The organism is Hymenobacter sp. NBH84 (genome assembly GCF_014217645.1).
GTDB lineage: Bacteria > Bacteroidota > Bacteroidia > Cytophagales > Hymenobacteraceae > Hymenobacter > Hymenobacter profundi.
Genome location: NZ_CP043644.1, coordinates 3543680 through 3559862 on the forward strand (window position 1 = coordinate 3543680; position 16183 = coordinate 3559862).

A 16183-nucleotide genomic window follows, 5' to 3' on the forward strand; every position below is an offset into this window, starting at 1 on the left:
CTTTCATGAAAACACTTGCCTACCTAGCCACCGTATTAGCGGGGTTGCTGCTGACCACGTGCAGCCCTACCCATTCGCGTGTAGCCACTCTTGCCCCTACTCCCTCCATGCTCCTCGATCAGCTAGCCATCGACGTGACGCCCGCCGAGAACCGCGAGTTTTCGTTTACCGATAAGCAGTCGGGCTACTACTACGCCACCACCCACGCCAACGAGCAGCCGGCCTGGCACGCCGGCTGGAACATTGCCACTCACCGCGTACTACACGACTACGAACTGCTACTGGATGGCACCCCACTGGACCGCCAGTCGGCCCGCGTACGCGTGTACCCCTACAAGCTGCAACGCACCTTCGCCGCTGTCACCGAAGAGCTATATCTTTATGATAATCAACCCGTAATAGGCATTAAGCTTACGAACTTAAACGGGCAGCAGCTCACCTGGCGCCCCGCCGGCGACCTGACGACAGTTGAAGCAGACGCACCCGAGGGCTTGTGGCTGATTCCAAAAGAAGCGCCTACCCACCGCATTCTGGTGGCGCCGTGGCAGCCTGCGGCTATAACGGTGCAAAACGGTGCCTTGAGCACTGCGGCCGCCAGCGGCGGATTCGTGTTGGTGTATGGTCATTCCAAAGACGAAGCGCGGGCATTGCTAGGGCAGTTTCGGGCGCACCACGAGGCGTGGCTACAGCAGCGCCGGCGACGGATGAACACGTTGGTAGCCAACACGAGCCCCATTGCCAGCAACAGCCCCCAGCTCGACAAAGCCCTACCCTGGCTGCTGCTGACCACCGACGAGCTGGTGACCAACCAGCAGGGCTGGGGCATCTACGCGGGCCTGCCGTGGTTCAACGATTACTGGGGCCGCGACCTGTTCATTTCCCTACCCGGCGCCTGCCTCGTAACGGGGCAGTTTGAGACGGCTAAGAAGATTCTGCTGTCGTTTGCTAAGTTCCAGAACCTCGATCCTACCTCGAAAGACTACGGCCGTGTGCCCAACCGTGCCCGTCCTGACGACATCATCTACAATACCACTGATGGCACGCCGCGCTTCGTTATCGAAATGCTCGATTACCTGCGCTACTCCGGCGACACGGCCGCCATCCGGGAGTTTTACCCGGCCGTGAAGCGTGCCGCCGAAGGCTCGCTGAAGTATTGGGTAGACGCCAAAGGCTACCTCACCCACGACGATGCCGATACGTGGATGGACGCCAAAATCAAGAACGTAACGCCGCTTTCGCCTCGCGGCAACCGCGCCAACGATATTCAGGCGCTGTGGTACGAGCAGTTGCAAGCCAGCGCCCAACTAGCCGACTACCTGCACGACGACGCCAGCGCCCGCCAGTGGCGCGCCGTGGCGGCCAAGGTGAAGCAGCAGTTTCCGCAGGATTTTTTCGATGCCCAGCACCCCTACATGGCCGACCGCCTCACCGTCGCCGGCCAGCGTGACTTTCAACTGCGGCCCAACCAGCTCTATGCCTACTCCCTGGTGCCCGACCCGGTACGCCGGATGCAACTCACTAAGCTGGTGTGGCAGGAGCTGGTGTACCCGTGGGGCGTGGCCTCGCTCAGTCAGCACGACCCGGATTTTCACCCCTACCACGAAAACTGGCACTACTACCACAAAGACGCGGCCTACCACAACGGCACCGTCTGGCTCTGGAACAACGGTATGGCCATGCAGCGGATGCTGGAAGAAAATCAGCCCGACATTGCCTACCAGCTGTTTGAGCGCATGAACCACCAGGCGCTGGCCGAGGGCGCCGTGGGTAGCCTCAGCGAAAACGCCGATGCCCTACCCCGCCCCGGCCAAACGCGGGGCAAGCCCTCGGGCACGTTCTTGCAGGCGTGGTCTAATGCTGAGCAGCTACGCGTGTGGTACCAGTATTTCCTGGGCATACGGCCCGATATGCTGCGCAATGAAGTCGTTGTTCGGCCGTGCTTACCCTCCGCGTTGACGGATGTAGCCTTTGCCGTGGCTGTAGGCGCGGGGCAGTTGCGGGCGCACTATCAAACCGGGGCTACCAGTACGTACTCCGTGCAGGCGGTGGGCGTGGCGCCTACCATGCGGTTTTCGCTGCCCGGCTTTGAGGAGGTTGCGGTGTCGCTGCCGGCCGGTGCCACGCTGCAAGCGCGACACACGGGCGCAACACTAGAAGTAACCGTAGTTGACCAACGTGGTAAAACCACTCAGCAGCTTATACGCACCGCCAGCCCTACCCTGCAAGCGCAACTGCAAAAGCAGAACGCCTTTTTTGAAGGTACGCACTTTGCTGTGCCCTATCTGCAACCTAATTTAAAGAGCCTCAGCACCTATCATGAGCAAGCCATCAGCTACTGAATAGTCTACCCAGGCGAAATTCGCCTGAACACAAGAAGCCCCACGTAGTACACTACGTGGGGCTTCTTATTGATACTAAACTAGCAATACGCTACTAAAGATAGATATAATAGATTGAGAGAATCTGATACCTTAGAGGCTGTTTGAGTCTCGTCTATGAACGTGTAGAGACGCATACTTGCGTCTCGTTGCATGCGCCATCTCGTTCAACGATGAGACGCAAGTATGCGTCTCTACACCCTTTCAACGGCCCACCGGTATAACGCAACCAGCTTTTTAGCGGGGGTCACGCCATAGTAAGTGCTCCTGGGTGGCAGCGGCAGCAAAGTCGGGACAGCGGCCGTCGCCGCGGCCAGTGAGGCCACCACTGGGGGCGCAAATGATATTCAGGTCTTTATCGTACAGGTAGTTGAACTGGTCGCAGCAGTCGCTGGAGATTGTGTAGACAACCTGCCCGTGGTAAAGGTAGCTGTATACCACGGCGGGCGGATTCTGCTTGGGGTTCTTCTTCAATTCGGCAATCTTAGCCTGAATAGCACTGGGCACGCTGTCATCTTTACTACATTCTACCAGCAATAGACTCAAGCTCAGCAAAGCCAGCATGGATTTCATAGGTCAATAGAGGCGCTATGCGAAGACTGAGTTACTAATGCACGGTCACGGCCTTGCCGCCGCCAAACTCTACGCTGGCTTCTACCCCTACCATGTACGGCCGCGAGCGGCGCAGCAGCGCCTGGGCGGGGTCGCGGTTGAGGGTAGTGAGGCCGGCTTCGGCGGTAGGGCCAGCCAAGATGGCCCAGGTAGCGCCAGCCGGACGGTACTGCACCCCGCCACCGCCGCGCACCGTAGCAATCACCTGGCGGTAAGGCGAGTTGGCAGTGCTTAGCGAGTATTCCTGCGTGGCGGCGGCTTCGTCGGCTACTTCTACCCGGCTACCCAGCAGCAGGTCTACAGCAGCGCCTACCTTCGCGTAGAGCGACACCCCCGTTTTTTGCGAACCATAGCGAGCGGCCACGGGCACGCCCACCGTGCGGTAGCGGTAGGAAGTGGCGCGCGGCGCGGCCGTGTAGCCTACTGCATCGCGGGCATACGCGGCACTGTTCGAGAACGAATTAGACGCAGCCTGATACGCGACCGTAGCGCGGCCCGCATAGGCCGTTTCGCTCTGCGCCACCGACGAAAACGACGTTTCGGAGGAAGCACGGTACTCGGCGGCTTCTACGCCGGCCAGCAGCACCCAGTGCTTGCCGGCTGGGCGAGCTGCTGTGAGGGCCACGCGCTGCCCTACCCCGGCGCGCAGGTTTTGACGGTACTCAGCAGCACCGGTTTCGTACGCTACCTTCTGCACGCCCCGGCTATCCAGCATTGCCAGGTTATTGATGGCCGAAACAGTGCTTTGCGTACTGGCCTGCGCGAAGTTAATGTTGGGGTTGAAAGCCGATACGGCGTGCGAGCCGCCGAAACGCCAGCCACCCAACGCTCTCTTCTTTTTCTCTTCTTCCTTCTCTATCGGTGGCATCACGGCAGCCAGCATGGGTGGCGCGGCCAGCAAGGAAGGTTTCAGCGTATCGGGGTGAGTGAAGCGGCCCAGGGCCGAGCCCAACCGCGCTGCCCGCGCTGTAAGTAAATCCCAGGTGCTAGCACCTGCTTTGATACTGTAGTTAGCCTCGGTAGTAGCGGGCGTATACGCGGCAAACACCGGCGAGCCGTTGCGCGAGAACGTATTAGCAAACCCAGCAGAAGTGCCACTACCAGCGCCAGCCAGTTGCCCTCCAACTTGTTGCCCCTTAGTATAAGAAGCGCCCTCCCCCATCAAGCCCCCTTCCGGCTGCGACAACGCGGCCAGCAGCTGATTACCAGCAGCTGTTTTACCAAGCCCAGTGGTCAGGTTCAACTCCTCTTCTTCTTGCGCTGCAGGTACGGCTCCGGCTTTTGCTAAAGAGCCGGTTTGTGCTGCGGCGGCCCGGCGCCCAGCGGTGGTAGCGGAGTAATCGGCGGCAGTACGGCTGGCGGTGGTGGTGCCGGCTAGTTCTGGGGAGGTAGAGGGTTGCAGTTGCTGTACGCTTAGCCAACCACCTACGCTTAGTAACAGCAGCACGCAGGCGGCCGCTACCCAGCGGTGCATCAGCAGCCGCTTGCGGTAGGTTTCGTTTTGTTGAACCAGTAGATCGTGGTCGAGCTGCTCCCACAACTGGAAGCGGGGCGCGACTTCGGCCTCGCCCAGCTTTTGCCGGAACAGGTACTCCAGGTCGCCGGTAGGCCGGGGGTCCGGAGAGGTGGGGGCGGCTTTATTTGCGGAGGTGCCCATGAGAATGTTGCGCGTCGAGGCGCTCAAGTTTAGTCTTCAAAATAACGCGGGCCCGCGAGTATTGCGATTTGCTGGTGCCCTCGGAGATGCCCAGCATCTCCCCAATTTCTTTGTGGCTGTAGCCTTCGATGGCAAACAGGTTGAACACCATACGGTAGCGTGGGGCCAAATCTTGCACGATGCTCAGTAGGTCTTCAAAGGCATAGTTAGCTAGTACAAATTCTTCCCCGGCCAGGTCCTCGGGGTAGTCGCCCCCGTCGCTTACAGCTACTAGGGGCATGTTGCGGCGATGCTGGCGCAAGGCCGCATTCACCATAATGCGCCGGATCCAGAACTCCAGCGGACACTCCCGCCGGAAACTACCCAGGTTCTTAAATACCGTCAGAAAGCCTTCCTGCAATACATCTTCAGCCTCGAAGGTGGTTTGGGCGTAGCGCAGGCATACGGCCATCATGCGCGCCGCAAACCGCTCGTAGAGGTGCTTTTGCATCAGCCGGCTACCATTCAGGCAACCGTCAATCAGCTCGGCTTCGGTGAGTTGGGCGGGGGGCGTCAGGCGGCGCACGGCGGCGGTTGGTGCAGGTAGCTCTTCGGCCGTTTGTCGGCTGAGCAGTCCGCGCAACGCCCCCGAAACCCCAAAAGCACTAGCTAGCGCACTCATCGGGCCAGGCTACCAGGGCAGGCAGCAATAGAGTTTACAGAAATAGCTTGAAAGGCGCAGGGGCAGCAGTACGGATGCAACATACAACGCGGAACAGTAAAATAGGAAGCAGATAAAGGGCGTGGCTAACGATTGTGTGTAGTAGATGCTACCTACCCTGGGCAAGGTTGCAAACGATAATATAGTTACGGTATTTTATTTATCAACTCTTTCATTATCAGAATTTTAAAAATAAACTAAATTCAAGTAGCACAACTATATAGCACTATTTAATGTATGTACATATATTGCCTTGCCGGTGGCTGCCGGTTCAACTGTCCTTTTCTTCACTTTTTATTCTGCCCATGAAAACGCTCATCCTATTCTACTCCACGTATGGCCACGTGTATAAACTGGCTGAAGCTATTGCCGAAGGCGCCCGCGAAGTAGACGGCAATGAAGTAGTGATAAAGCGCGTTCCCGAAACCCTACCTCAGGAAGTGCTCGATAAAATAGGCGCCACCGAAGCGCAGAAAGCTTTTGCCCACGTACCAGTAGCCACCCCCGACGAATTGACGGAGTACGATGCCATCATCCTGGGTACCCCTACCCGCTACGGCAACATGTGCGGCCAGATACAAGCCTATCTCGATAGCACCGGCGGCCTGTGGGCGAAAGGTGCACTGGTAGGCAAAGTGGGCGGCGCTTTTGTAAGCACAGCTACCCAGCACGGCGGTCAGGAAACCACCATCCGGGCCATGCACACGGCGCTGCTGCACCACGGCATTATTCTGGTGGGCCTACCCTACGCCTGGCAGGGCCAGATGGGCCACGAAGAAGTAACTGGCGGCACGCCTTATGGCGCCAGCACCGTGGCCGGTGGCCAGGGCGAGCGGCAGCCCAGCGAAAACGAGTTGGAAGGCGCCCGCTTCCAGGGCAAGCACACTGCCCAGATTGCCAAGAAACTGGCTTCGTAAGCCAGTGTTTTTCGAGGCGTGGGAGCCTCCAATAAAAAGGCCGTCCTGCTGAGCAGGACGGCCTTTTGCTGCTTTCAAACTTCCCTATCCTCACAACTGCTGATATCCCCGCAACCGCTCTAGCAGCACTTCGCGGTAGGTGTCGCCGATGGGGAGGAGCTGGCCGGCTACCCGCACCCGGCCGCGCTCCAGGTACTCCACATGCGCCAGGGCAATAAGGTAGGAGCGGTGAATGCGCACGAAGCGGGCGGGCGGCAGCACTTCCTCAGCCCGTCGAAACGACTGCAACGTGAGCAGCCTACCCTGGGTGGTATGCAGCAGCAGGTATTCCTTGCGGCCTTCTATGTACTGAATTTCGGAGAAGGCCACCCGGCGGAGCTGGCCATCGTGCCGCACCAGTATAGCCTCGGGCGGCGGCTCTACTGGCAACGCGGGCAGTGCTGGCTCAGTGCGCTCTGCGCCACTGTATACTTTGCTCACGGCCTGCACAAACCGCTCGAACCCCACGGGTTTCAGCAGATAGTCCGTAGCATTCAGCTCGTAGCTACGCACGGCGTATTGGTCGTAGGCGGTGGTGAAGATGATGCGTGGAGCAGGCGTGGGTAGCAATTGCGCCAGGTGCAGCCCGTTGAGGCCGGGCATCTGAATATCCAGAAAAACCACGTCGACGGGGTGCGTGCGCAGAAAGGCCAATGCCGCCGCGGCATCGTGAAATTGCGCCTGCACTGCCAGAAAGGGCAGCTGGGCGCAATAGCTAGCCAGCACATCCAGGGCCAGTGGCTCGTCGTCGATGAGGACGCAGGACAGTACACGCAGCGCAGAAGAGCTTTCCATAGACTTATAAGATAACGGCCGTAGGGCGGAGTTGCACCATGAGGGTAGCGCAATACTCTTGCTCCGTGGTGCTGATGGTTAACGTGTGGCGCTGCGGATACAGTAGCGCCAGCCGCCGCCGCAGGTTGGGTAGCCCTACCCCACCGGGCGCTTCCAGCGAAGCAGCTTGCGACGCGGCCACTGCATTGCGCACCGTAAAACACAACGCGCCAGCCGCATCTACCTCCAGATTCAGCTGGATAGCGGGCGCCGGCGCCAACAAGTGGCCGTGCTTGAAGGCATTCTCGACTAGCGGCAACAGCAGCATGGGTGCTATTGGAAACACGTAGTCGGCACCGGGCGCTAGGGTGGTGCAGAACTGCACGGTAGCGGCGGCGTGACTGGGCAGACGCAGGCGCTGCAATTCCAGGAAGCCGTGCAAGTGCGTCAGTTCCCGCGCCAGCGGTACGGTATCAGCACCGCTTTCGTAGAGCACGTAGCGCATGATTTCAGACAGACGCAAGACGGCCTCAGGAGCGCGGGGCGAGTGTTGCAGTGTGAGGGCGTAGATGTTGTTGAGGGTATTGAACAGGAAATGCGGATTTACCTGCGCTTTCAGCAACGACAACTCCGTGACCAGATGTTGGGCCTGCAACTCGCGGCGGTTGTCGCGCTCCTCTAGGTAGTCGACGGCCAGGCGCAGGCTGCCGCTGAGAATTATAATCAGTAGCCCTAGCCCCAAATGGTAGTTGCTGAGCATTCGCACGTGTTCAGCAAGCTTGAACTGCTGCACCCCCTCAGCATAGAATACGCTGAGGCCGATGCGCAACGCGGCAAACACCAGCACGCCCCCTACCACCGCGCCGGCATACAGCACCAGCCGGCGCGCCGGGAGCAGGCGCGACAATACGATCCAGTTAAAGTAAAACAGCGCGCAATCCACCACATCCACCCACAGCGCTTTCAGCAGAAAATGCCAGCCGGTTTCAGTTTCCTGGTAGTACAGGCCAAATTGGCCGTACCACAGCTGAAAATCGGTGAACAGCAGCAGCGCCAGCCACACCACATGGGGCCACGGCCGAAGCGGCAGCCACGCGGGCAGCCAGGGCCGCAGCCGCTGGTGCACGGCCGCAGTAGTAGAAAGCGAAAGAGACATAAGAGAAGTGCAGGGGTAGGCCGTCACAAATAACAAACTAGCACTTTATGTCCGGTTAGTTTTCAACGAATCAAGCCCACGCCGTACCAGACGGCTTGCTTTCTTCAACGAAATTAACAGGCCTAATTAGTAGGACTTTACGGCCTTTTGTTGAAGCAATTAGCACTTTGATAAGCCCGCGTAAGGAGTTTATAGAAATTTAACATCGTCTATATCACAATTGATCTATGTTTGGCGTTGGCTAGCCGGTGCAACCTTGTTTATCCTTTCTGAATCCTTGGCCCGGTTGCTCCTTATCGTGCTCTTTATCGCCTTCCTTTTTATAGTTGTATGAAGCATTACATTACCTATTTGCTGCTTGCCAGCGCACTTGGCTACGGCCATACCGTACAGGCCCAATCGGCGCCGACATCTACGGCCCAGAGCACCTCTACTCGCCTCACAGGCACCGTGCTCGACGAGGCGAATAAGCAGCCCGTGCCGTTTGCCACGGTGGCCCTCCTACCCCCTACCGGCGATAAACCCGTAGCCGGCGCGGCCTGCGACGAGAAAGGCAGCTTTGTGCTGACGGCTCCGGCTGGCACCTACCGGCTGGTGGTCAGCTTTGTGGGCTACACCAGCCGCACCGAAACCGTGACGCTAGGTGCCACCGCCAAGGACATGGGCCAACTAACGCTGGCGGCCACCTCGCAGAAATTAGGCGAGGTAACGGTGGTAGGCGAAAAGCCGCTCGTAGAAGCCCGTCCCGACCGCATTGTATACAATGCCGAGGCCGACGCTACCAACACCGGCGGCACCGCCTCCGATGTACTACGCAAAACGCCCCTGCTGAACGTGGACGCCGACGGCAACGTGCAGCTACGCGGTTCCAGCAACCTGCGCGTGCTTATCAACAACAAGCCCTCGGCCATCCTGGCTGGCAACTTGGCCGAAGCGCTCAAGCAGATTCCGGCCGATCAGATCAAAGCCGTGGAGGTGCTCACTACCCCATCGGCCAAGTACGATGCCGAGGGCACAGGCGGGGTGGTAAATATTGTATTGAAGAAGAACTCGTTGCAGGGCGTGAACGGGCGCGTGGGTGTCGCAGTAGGCAACCGCAACCAGAACCTGAACGGCGCCCTGAATGCCCGCCGTGGCAAGGTAGGCTTCACCAGCAGCCTCAGCGGTTTTTACAACCAATACCCCGGCCGCAGCAATAGCTCCCGCACCGACTACCTGGATGGGGCCATTGGCCAACTCACCCAGAATACGGAAAACAAGTCGCGCGGCGGTGGAGGCTTTGGCAAGGTAGGACTCACCTTCGACCCCACCGAGCAGAGCGGCTTCACGCTGGACTTCACCGGCAACGCCTATCACTCTGTAAATGACCAGGACCTGTTCAATGAGTACCGGGTACTGCCTCAATTGTCGCAATACAACAACCTGAATACCCGGTACACCCGCGACATTCAGCAGCGCACGCCCTCGCGCAACTACGATGTGAGTGCTGGCTACACACGCACGTTCAAGGACCAGCCCCGCCGCGAGTGGAGCGTGCTGGGGCAGCACTCCGTGAGCCGCTCGCGCCAAAACTATACGCTCGATCAGTTTCGTGCTCCCGAATTAGTGGAAAACGGCAACCCGCTGGAATACCAGGAGCGAAGCGAAAACCTGGCCCTGAACCGTGAAACCACCATCCAGACCGACTACGTGCACCCCTTCAAGGGCAAGACCACGTTGGAAACCGGTGCCAAAGCTATTCTGCGTCAGGTGAATAGCGACTACGACTTGGATACGCTGCGCACGGGCCAGCAAGCGAATTTCGCCCGAAATGACCTTCGTTCCAATGCTTTTGACTACCGGCAGAACGTGTTGGCGACGTACGGTAGCCTGGGCTTCAGCCTGGGCAAAAAGTACAGCTTTACGCTGGGCACGCGGGCTGAGTACACGGATATAAAAGGCGAGTTTGTGGGTGAGAATGGTCGGTTTCGCAACGACTACCTGAATGTGCTGCCTACCCTAAGCGCCACCCGCAACCTGAAAAAGGATGGGCAGACGCTGGGCCTTACGTATGCCCGCCGCATCCAGCGCCCCCAGATTTACTTCCTGAGTCCCTACGTCAACCAGACCGACCCGCGCAACATTTCCTACGGCAACCCCGAGCTGCGCCCCGAGCTGACCCAGAACTTGGATGTTTCCTACAACACGTATTCCGAGAAGTCGTCGCTTACGCTCTCGCTCTACGGGCGGCGCACCAACAACTCCATCGAGTCGGTGCTGACGTACAATGATACCCTTGCTCGTAGCGAATCTACCTTCCAGAACATTGCTAACAGCAGCACCATCGGCTCCAACCTCTATGCCTCGGTGCGGCCTGTGAAAGGTCTACAGATAGGTGGCAACGTGGATGTGAATTACGTGCATCTGAAAAGCGTGGCCTTGAACCGCACTAGCAGCCGTTTTCTCTATAATGTCAGCGCCAACTCTTCGTACAAGTTCAAGGAGAAGTACACGGCGCAGTTCTACGCCGGTTACTATGCCGGCTGGGTACAGCTCCAGTCACGCAACTCGGGTTATTACTACTACTCGCTGGGTCTAAAGCGCACCTTCCTCAACGACAAAGCCGACCTGACCCTGAACGCCAATACGTTCCTGCAAAGCGGCATCAACTTCCGCAATACCACCACCACCCCCAACTTCGTCAGCCGCAGCAACTTCTTCAGCTACCAGCGCAGCGTGCGGCTGTCGTTCAGCTACCGCTTTGGCAAGGTAGACTCAGGCGCACCACAACGCCGCCGTCGCAGCATCCAAAACAACGACAGCAAAAGCGGCAGCAGCGGCCAGCAGGGAGGGTAGGGAGTGAGAGAATGCGAGAGTGACTGAGTGAAAAAGCGTCTGTCATCCTGAGCTTGCGAAGGACCTTCTACCAGTTGAGCGAGTCGTTGTTATGATGGTCGTTCTACCGTGATAAGGTCCTTCGCTGCGCTCAGGATGACAGACGCTTTTTCACTCAGCCACTCTCTCACTCAGTCACTCTTTGTTCCAAATCTCCCATGCAGCTTCTGCTTGCAGGCAGAGCATTTCGAAGCCGTTGAGGACGTGGGCGCCGGCGGCGAGGCCGTGCTGCATGAACTTGGTTTCGGCGGGGTTATAGATGAGGTCGAAGAGGTAGTGTTGGGGTGTAAGGGCGTGGTAGGGTAGCGGCGGGCAGTCGTCTACGTTGGGAAAAGTGCCCAGGGGCGTAGCATTGATGATGAGCGGATGCGCTGCTACCAGCTCGGGCGTGAGGTCGTCGTAGGTGAGGCCGTTGGCCAAGGGATTGCGCGACACCAGCCAGTAACCAATACCCAGGTCGCGCAGTGCTACCTCCACCGCTTTGGAGGCGCCGCCGGTGCCCAGCACCAGGGCGCGGTCGGGCGCATCGCGGCGAGGGTAGAAGCGCCGCAGCGACTCTTGGAAGCCTGTAACGTCAGTATTGTGGCCCACACGGCGACCATCGGCTGTAAACTCCACCACATTCACGGCCCCTACCCTAGCAGATGAAGAAGCCAGCTCGTCAAGGTAAGGCCAGATCTGTTCCTTGTACGGAATCGTAACGTTGAGGCCGGCCAGGTTCGGGCGCGCCGCCAGCAGCTGCGCCAGATCGGCGGCCTCGGGTAGCTCGAACAACTCATACCGATAGTCTTCGAGGCCCAAGTCTTGAAATTTTTGGGTGAAATAGGTCTGCGAAAACGAGTGTTTCAGCGTGCGGCCAATCAGTCCAAATTCCTTCATTGTGCGTTGTGAGTTGTCAGTGAAATACGGCTGTCCTCCTGCGCGTGCGAAAGACCTTCTGCCGGTTGAACGAGTCGTTGTTACGATGGTCGTTCTACCGTGATAAGGTCCTTCGCTCCGCTCAGGGGGACAGCCGTATTTTCTTATTTTGCAACCAGCCCCTTAAGCTACACGGCTGATTTCTGGCCGCGTGACCGGAAGAACTCGAATACCGCCGGCAAAATGGACAGCACGATAATGGCCACTACGACTAGCGAAAAGTTTTTCTGCACAATAGGCACTTGCCCAAACAGATAGCCGGTACCTACCAGCAAAATCACCCACAGGATACCACCAATGACATTGTATGCCAAAAACCGAGCGTAGCTCATGGTGCCCATGCCCGCCACAAAAGGCGCAAACGTGCGAATGATAGGAATGAAGCGGGCCAGGATCAGAGTCTTAGCGCCGTGCTTCACGTAGAAGTCCTGCGTTTTCAGCAGGTGTTCCCGTTTCAAAAAGCGGGATTTATCCGTAAACACCCGCGGCCCTAAGTAGTCGCCAATGTGGTAGTTGAGTGTGTCGCCCAATACGGCTGCGGCAATTAGCAACACCATCAATACAGCCACGTTCAGGGGGCTACCATCCAGTGCGGCCAGCGAGCCAGCTGCGAACAACAGGGAGTCGCCGGGTAGGAAGGGTAGCACCACTACACCCGTTTCCACGAAAATAATCAGGAATAGGATGGCGTAGGTCCATGTGCCGTAGTCGGCAATGATGGCGGTGAGGTGCTTATCGAGGTGCAGAACGAAGTCCAGCGCTTGGTGTAGAATTTCCATGAAGCGGGGTTTAGATCACAAAGAAAGCACGTGCAGCCGTCATTCCGAATGAAGCCGAGAATCCGGCAGACTTTTGCTGTCGAATTCTCGGCTTCGTTGACAACCAATTCTATAGTTTGGCCATCCCCCGCGCCTCAGCCGAGGCAGCGGCCACCCGCCATACTTTGTTGCCAGCATCGTCGGTTACCAGCATCGAACCGTCGGGCATCACCGTCACGCCCACCGGGCGACCGTATGCTTCGTCGCCGTTGCCTACCAAGAAACCCGTCACAAAATCTTCGTACTTACCTGTGGGGCGGCCGCCTTCAAACGGCACAAACACCACTTTGTACCCCGAGAAGGTAGAGCGGTTCCAGGAACCGTGCTGCCCAATGAACGCACCATTCTGGTAGCGCGAGGGAAAAGCCTGCTGATCGTAAAAAGCCAGCCCCAACGAAGCCGTATGCGGGCCAAGCGGTACCTCAGGCATAATGGCTTTTTTCACCAGATCGGGCCGCTCGTCCTTGCGGCGCGGGTCCACGTTCTGACCGTAATACGAGTAGGGCCAGCCGTAGAAACCGCCTTCCTGCACGCTGGTTAGGTAGTCGGGTACCAACTCGTCGCCCAGCTCGTCGCGCTCATTCACGGCGGTCCAGAGCTTGCCGGAGGTAGGCTGCCAATCCATTCCCACGGGGTTGCGCAAGCCGCTGGCATAGATCTTTTCACCCGAGCCGTCGGGGTTGATTTGCAAGATGTTGGCGCGGCGCTCCTCGTTTTCGGGGCCGTGCTCCATCACGTTGGAGCCGGAACCCACCGTCACGTAAATCTTGGAGCCATCGGGCGAGGCCAACAGGTTGCGCGTCCAGTGGTTGTTATATCCCCCTTTAGGTAGGCTCAGAATCTTCTGACCCTGCCCGGTGATTTTGGTTTGGTCTGGCTTGTAGGCATAGCGCAACACGCCGTCGGTGTTGGCTACATAGAAATTATTGCCCAGCACCAGCATCCCAAACGGCTGATTCAGGTCGCTTAGAAACGTCTCGCGCACATCGGGCTTACCGTCTTTATTGGTATCGCGCAGCAGCGTAATGCGGTTGGCGCTGGTAGCCTGCAACGATTTAGAGGGGTCCAGGTCTAGGGCGGCCGCTACCTTCTTTTTGATGGTTTTGTTGGGCACCGTATTGGCCTCGGCTACCAGCACGTCGCCGTTGGGCAGCACATAGGCCCAGCGCGGGCTGTCGAAATTGCCCGCGTACTCGCTGATGGTGAAGCCCGCAGGTACCACCGGCGTTTTGCTGGCTGGCCAGCCAATCACCTTCACGCGGTGCGTCACCGACTCCGTTTTATAAGGTGCTGGCAGTTTCAGAGGCTGCACGGCAGTGGCTACCGTATCGGTAGGGGTAGTAGCTTGCGCTTCCTGTTTATCTTCTTTCGAAGGGCCGCTGCACGCACCTGCTAACAGCAAGGAAGTCAGGAATATAGAAAGATGTTGACGCTTCATGATGGGTAGTACACAATGGATACTCCCTTACGCATCAGCTACATGCAATGTTCTTACCCTTGGAGGGTAGGAATAGTAAAGCAGGAAAGCAGAACGTCATTTCGCGTTGGTCGAGAAATTTCGCGTGCTGATGGAAGATACTATCCACCATCAGCACGCGAAATTTCTCGACCAACGCGAAATGACGTTTTATTAAATAGGCGAGTCGCTAGATAGGAACTACCCGCGTGGCATGGAAGTGCCAGGGCGGCCGGTAGGCTTGGCTGGCTTGAACATCTCATCCACGTTGTCCATGTCGAGGAAGTGCGTGAACGTGTCGCCGCGCAGACCCAGACGGATGGTTTCCAGACTCACGATTTCATTGGGGGCGATATTTCCTAGGTTCACGTTGGCACCCAGTAACTTGATAAACCACACCTGCTGTGCCTTCTGCGGGGCTTCCCACAGGATTTTCTCCACTGGCACTTTGGTCAGGATTTCCTCTACCAGACCCGAGCGCACCTCGCCAGTGCTCCGGAACAAGCCTACGTTGCCAGCCTCGCGAGCTTCGCCAATTACTTTAATAGAACCGGCTTCCAGCTCCGTCTGCATCTGCGAAATCCACTTGTAGGGCGGAATAATCTTTTCCGCGTCCTTGGAGCCTACCTCCGACAGCACCTTCACCTCCTTCGACAGCGTGCGGATGTACTCACACTTCTTGTCGTGGGGCATGTCCAGCGAGCCATCCGATACCTCGGCGTACTCCATATCGAACTCCGCCAGCAGGCGACGGTAATCGTCAAACTGATTGCGAATGATAAACGCCTCGAACAACGTACCACCAAAATACACCGGAATGCCCGCTTCTTTGTACACGGCCAGCTTGCGCTTCAGGTTGGGCGTCACAAAGGATGTGGCCCAGCCCAGTTTCACAATGTCAGCGTACGGCGCGCCTACTTCCAGAAAGTCTTCCGTTTCGCGTACGCTCAAGCCTTTGTCCATAACCATGGTATAGCCTTGCTCGCGGGGTTTCTCAGTGCGTTCGGGAAGTTGATCGAGGTGGTAATTCATATGAGGGTCTTGGGTCTTGGGGGCTTGGCCGGTATAATAAGGGTAGCCCCGAAAAAAAGAACGGGCGTAAAAGTACGCCCGAATTTTATAAGTAGAGTGAGCACCCGAGAAGGTAGGGACTGAAGGACTGGGTTGACGTTCAAAAGAACAATTGCTAAACGTCAACCCAGCCCTCTAAAATCTCCTACCTATTTTCGATACTGGTCAATCAGGCGGGCCAGGGCACGCTGCGACTCTAGCTCCGGGAAGTAATCGAACAGCAGCCGGTGCTTGCTGAAATCCAGGGTAAGAGCGTTTTCCAGCACCTCATACGCCTCGCGGTAGCGGCCGGCAGCCAGCAGATAGGCACACAGGCGGTAGTACAGTTCTGCTTCGGCGGGCTGCACTTCCACGGCATTGCGCATCAAGTCGATGGCCCCATCAAAGTTGCCCTGTTCATAGAGGATGATGCTCCAATTCAGCCAGCCCTCTTTGTTATCGGGTGCTACTTGGGTAGCACGGTCATACGCCTCCACCGACGATACTACGTTGCCTAACTGGTATTCGGCCGCAGCCAGCGCCAACCAATACTCCACGCTTTCATCGTACAAAGCCGTGGCTTTGCGGAAGAAGTGAATGGCTTCCATCCACCGCTCCTGCGCGTTCAAAATGATACCAATACCAAACCATGCCTCATCCATCTCCGGGTTGATGTCGATGGAATGCTGGTAGTTGCGGCGAGCTTCGGCCCAGTTTTCCAGCTTCTCGTAGCACTCTCCAATGTTGCACAGTGCCTCGGCCGTGGGCTGGTCTTTCTCGTAGCTCAACGTAAACTCCTCGATAGCCGCCTGGTATTTCTCCTGGCTCACATAG

The 16183-nt window shown here is 57.7% G+C and carries 13 protein-coding genes; 3 read left to right on the forward strand and 10 right to left on the reverse strand.

The window, feature by feature from the left end:
- Nucleotides 1–5 precede the first annotated feature (5 nt).
- Nucleotides 6–2339 (forward strand): amylo-alpha-1,6-glucosidase, encoded by a 2334-nt coding sequence (locus F1C16_RS14910; protein WP_185281421.1) that lies wholly within the window; start codon nucleotides 6–8, stop codon nucleotides 2337–2339.
- A gap of 276 nt (nucleotides 2340–2615) precedes the next feature.
- Here the strand turns inward: F1C16_RS14910 and F1C16_RS14915 are convergent, their stop codons facing one another.
- Genes F1C16_RS14915 through F1C16_RS14925 form a run of 3 tightly spaced genes read right to left on the reverse strand, consistent with a single transcriptional unit; the run spans nucleotide 2616 to nucleotide 5308 of the window.
- Nucleotides 2616–2951, reverse strand: a complete 336-nt coding sequence (locus tag F1C16_RS14915) for a DUF6970 domain-containing protein (RefSeq protein ID WP_258048922.1) — start codon at nucleotides 2949–2951, stop codon at nucleotides 2616–2618.
- 34 nt (nucleotides 2952–2985) lie between these two features.
- Complete coding sequence (locus F1C16_RS14920; RefSeq protein WP_185281422.1) at nucleotides 2986–4647, reverse strand: hypothetical protein; 1662 nt, start codon at nucleotides 4645–4647, stop codon at nucleotides 2986–2988.
- Nucleotides 4628–5308, reverse strand: a complete 681-nt coding sequence (locus tag F1C16_RS14925; protein ID WP_185281423.1) for an RNA polymerase sigma factor — start codon at nucleotides 5306–5308, stop codon at nucleotides 4628–4630. Before F1C16_RS14925 ends, F1C16_RS14920 begins: the two co-directional genes overlap by 20 nt.
- Before the next feature lie 344 nt (nucleotides 5309–5652).
- On the opposite strand from F1C16_RS14925, the gene wrbA reads away from it, so the two are divergent.
- Nucleotides 5653–6264: an NAD(P)H:quinone oxidoreductase gene (gene wrbA / locus F1C16_RS14930; protein WP_185281424.1), complete on the forward strand. Its 612-nt coding sequence runs from the start codon at nucleotides 5653–5655 to the stop codon at nucleotides 6262–6264.
- A gap of 90 nt (nucleotides 6265–6354) precedes the next feature.
- Here the strand turns inward: wrbA and F1C16_RS14935 are convergent, their stop codons facing one another.
- Both F1C16_RS14935 and F1C16_RS14940 read right to left on the reverse strand, forming a co-directional pair.
- Complete coding sequence (locus tag F1C16_RS14935; protein WP_258048923.1) at nucleotides 6355–7098, reverse strand: LytTR family DNA-binding domain-containing protein; 744 nt, start codon at nucleotides 7096–7098, stop codon at nucleotides 6355–6357.
- A 4-nt stretch (nucleotides 7099–7102) separates the two neighbouring features.
- On the reverse strand, nucleotides 7103–8233 hold the full coding sequence (locus tag F1C16_RS14940) for a sensor histidine kinase (protein WP_185281425.1): 1131 nt from the start codon (nucleotides 8231–8233) through the stop codon (nucleotides 7103–7105).
- Between the two features lie 330 nt (nucleotides 8234–8563).
- Between F1C16_RS14940 and F1C16_RS14945 the strand changes: the two genes are divergently transcribed.
- The gene (locus F1C16_RS14945) at nucleotides 8564–11068 is read left to right on the forward strand and encodes an outer membrane beta-barrel family protein (RefSeq protein ID WP_185281426.1); all 2505 of its coding nucleotides are present in this window, start codon (nucleotides 8564–8566) and stop codon (nucleotides 11066–11068) included.
- A gap of 174 nt (nucleotides 11069–11242) precedes the next feature.
- Here the strand turns inward: F1C16_RS14945 and F1C16_RS14950 are convergent, their stop codons facing one another.
- From F1C16_RS14950 to F1C16_RS23040, 5 genes are all read right to left on the reverse strand, one after another.
- Nucleotides 11243–11986: a shikimate dehydrogenase gene (locus F1C16_RS14950; RefSeq protein WP_185281427.1), complete on the reverse strand. Its 744-nt coding sequence runs from the start codon at nucleotides 11984–11986 to the stop codon at nucleotides 11243–11245.
- 167 nt (nucleotides 11987–12153) lie between these two features.
- The gene (locus F1C16_RS14955; protein ID WP_185281428.1) at nucleotides 12154–12804 is read right to left on the reverse strand and encodes a DedA family protein; all 651 of its coding nucleotides are present in this window, start codon (nucleotides 12802–12804) and stop codon (nucleotides 12154–12156) included.
- A 109-nt stretch (nucleotides 12805–12913) separates the two neighbouring features.
- On the reverse strand, nucleotides 12914–14281 hold the full coding sequence (locus F1C16_RS14960; protein ID WP_185281429.1) for a sorbosone dehydrogenase family protein: 1368 nt from the start codon (nucleotides 14279–14281) through the stop codon (nucleotides 12914–12916).
- A 219-nt stretch (nucleotides 14282–14500) separates the two neighbouring features.
- On the reverse strand, nucleotides 14501–15331 hold the full coding sequence (locus tag F1C16_RS14965; RefSeq protein WP_185281430.1) for a phosphosulfolactate synthase: 831 nt from the start codon (nucleotides 15329–15331) through the stop codon (nucleotides 14501–14503).
- Nucleotides 15332–15519: 188 nt separating this feature from the next.
- Nucleotides 15520–16179 (reverse strand): tetratricopeptide repeat protein, encoded by a 660-nt coding sequence (locus tag F1C16_RS23040; RefSeq protein WP_374940581.1) that lies wholly within the window; start codon nucleotides 16177–16179, stop codon nucleotides 15520–15522.
- Nucleotides 16180–16183 lie beyond the last annotated feature (4 nt).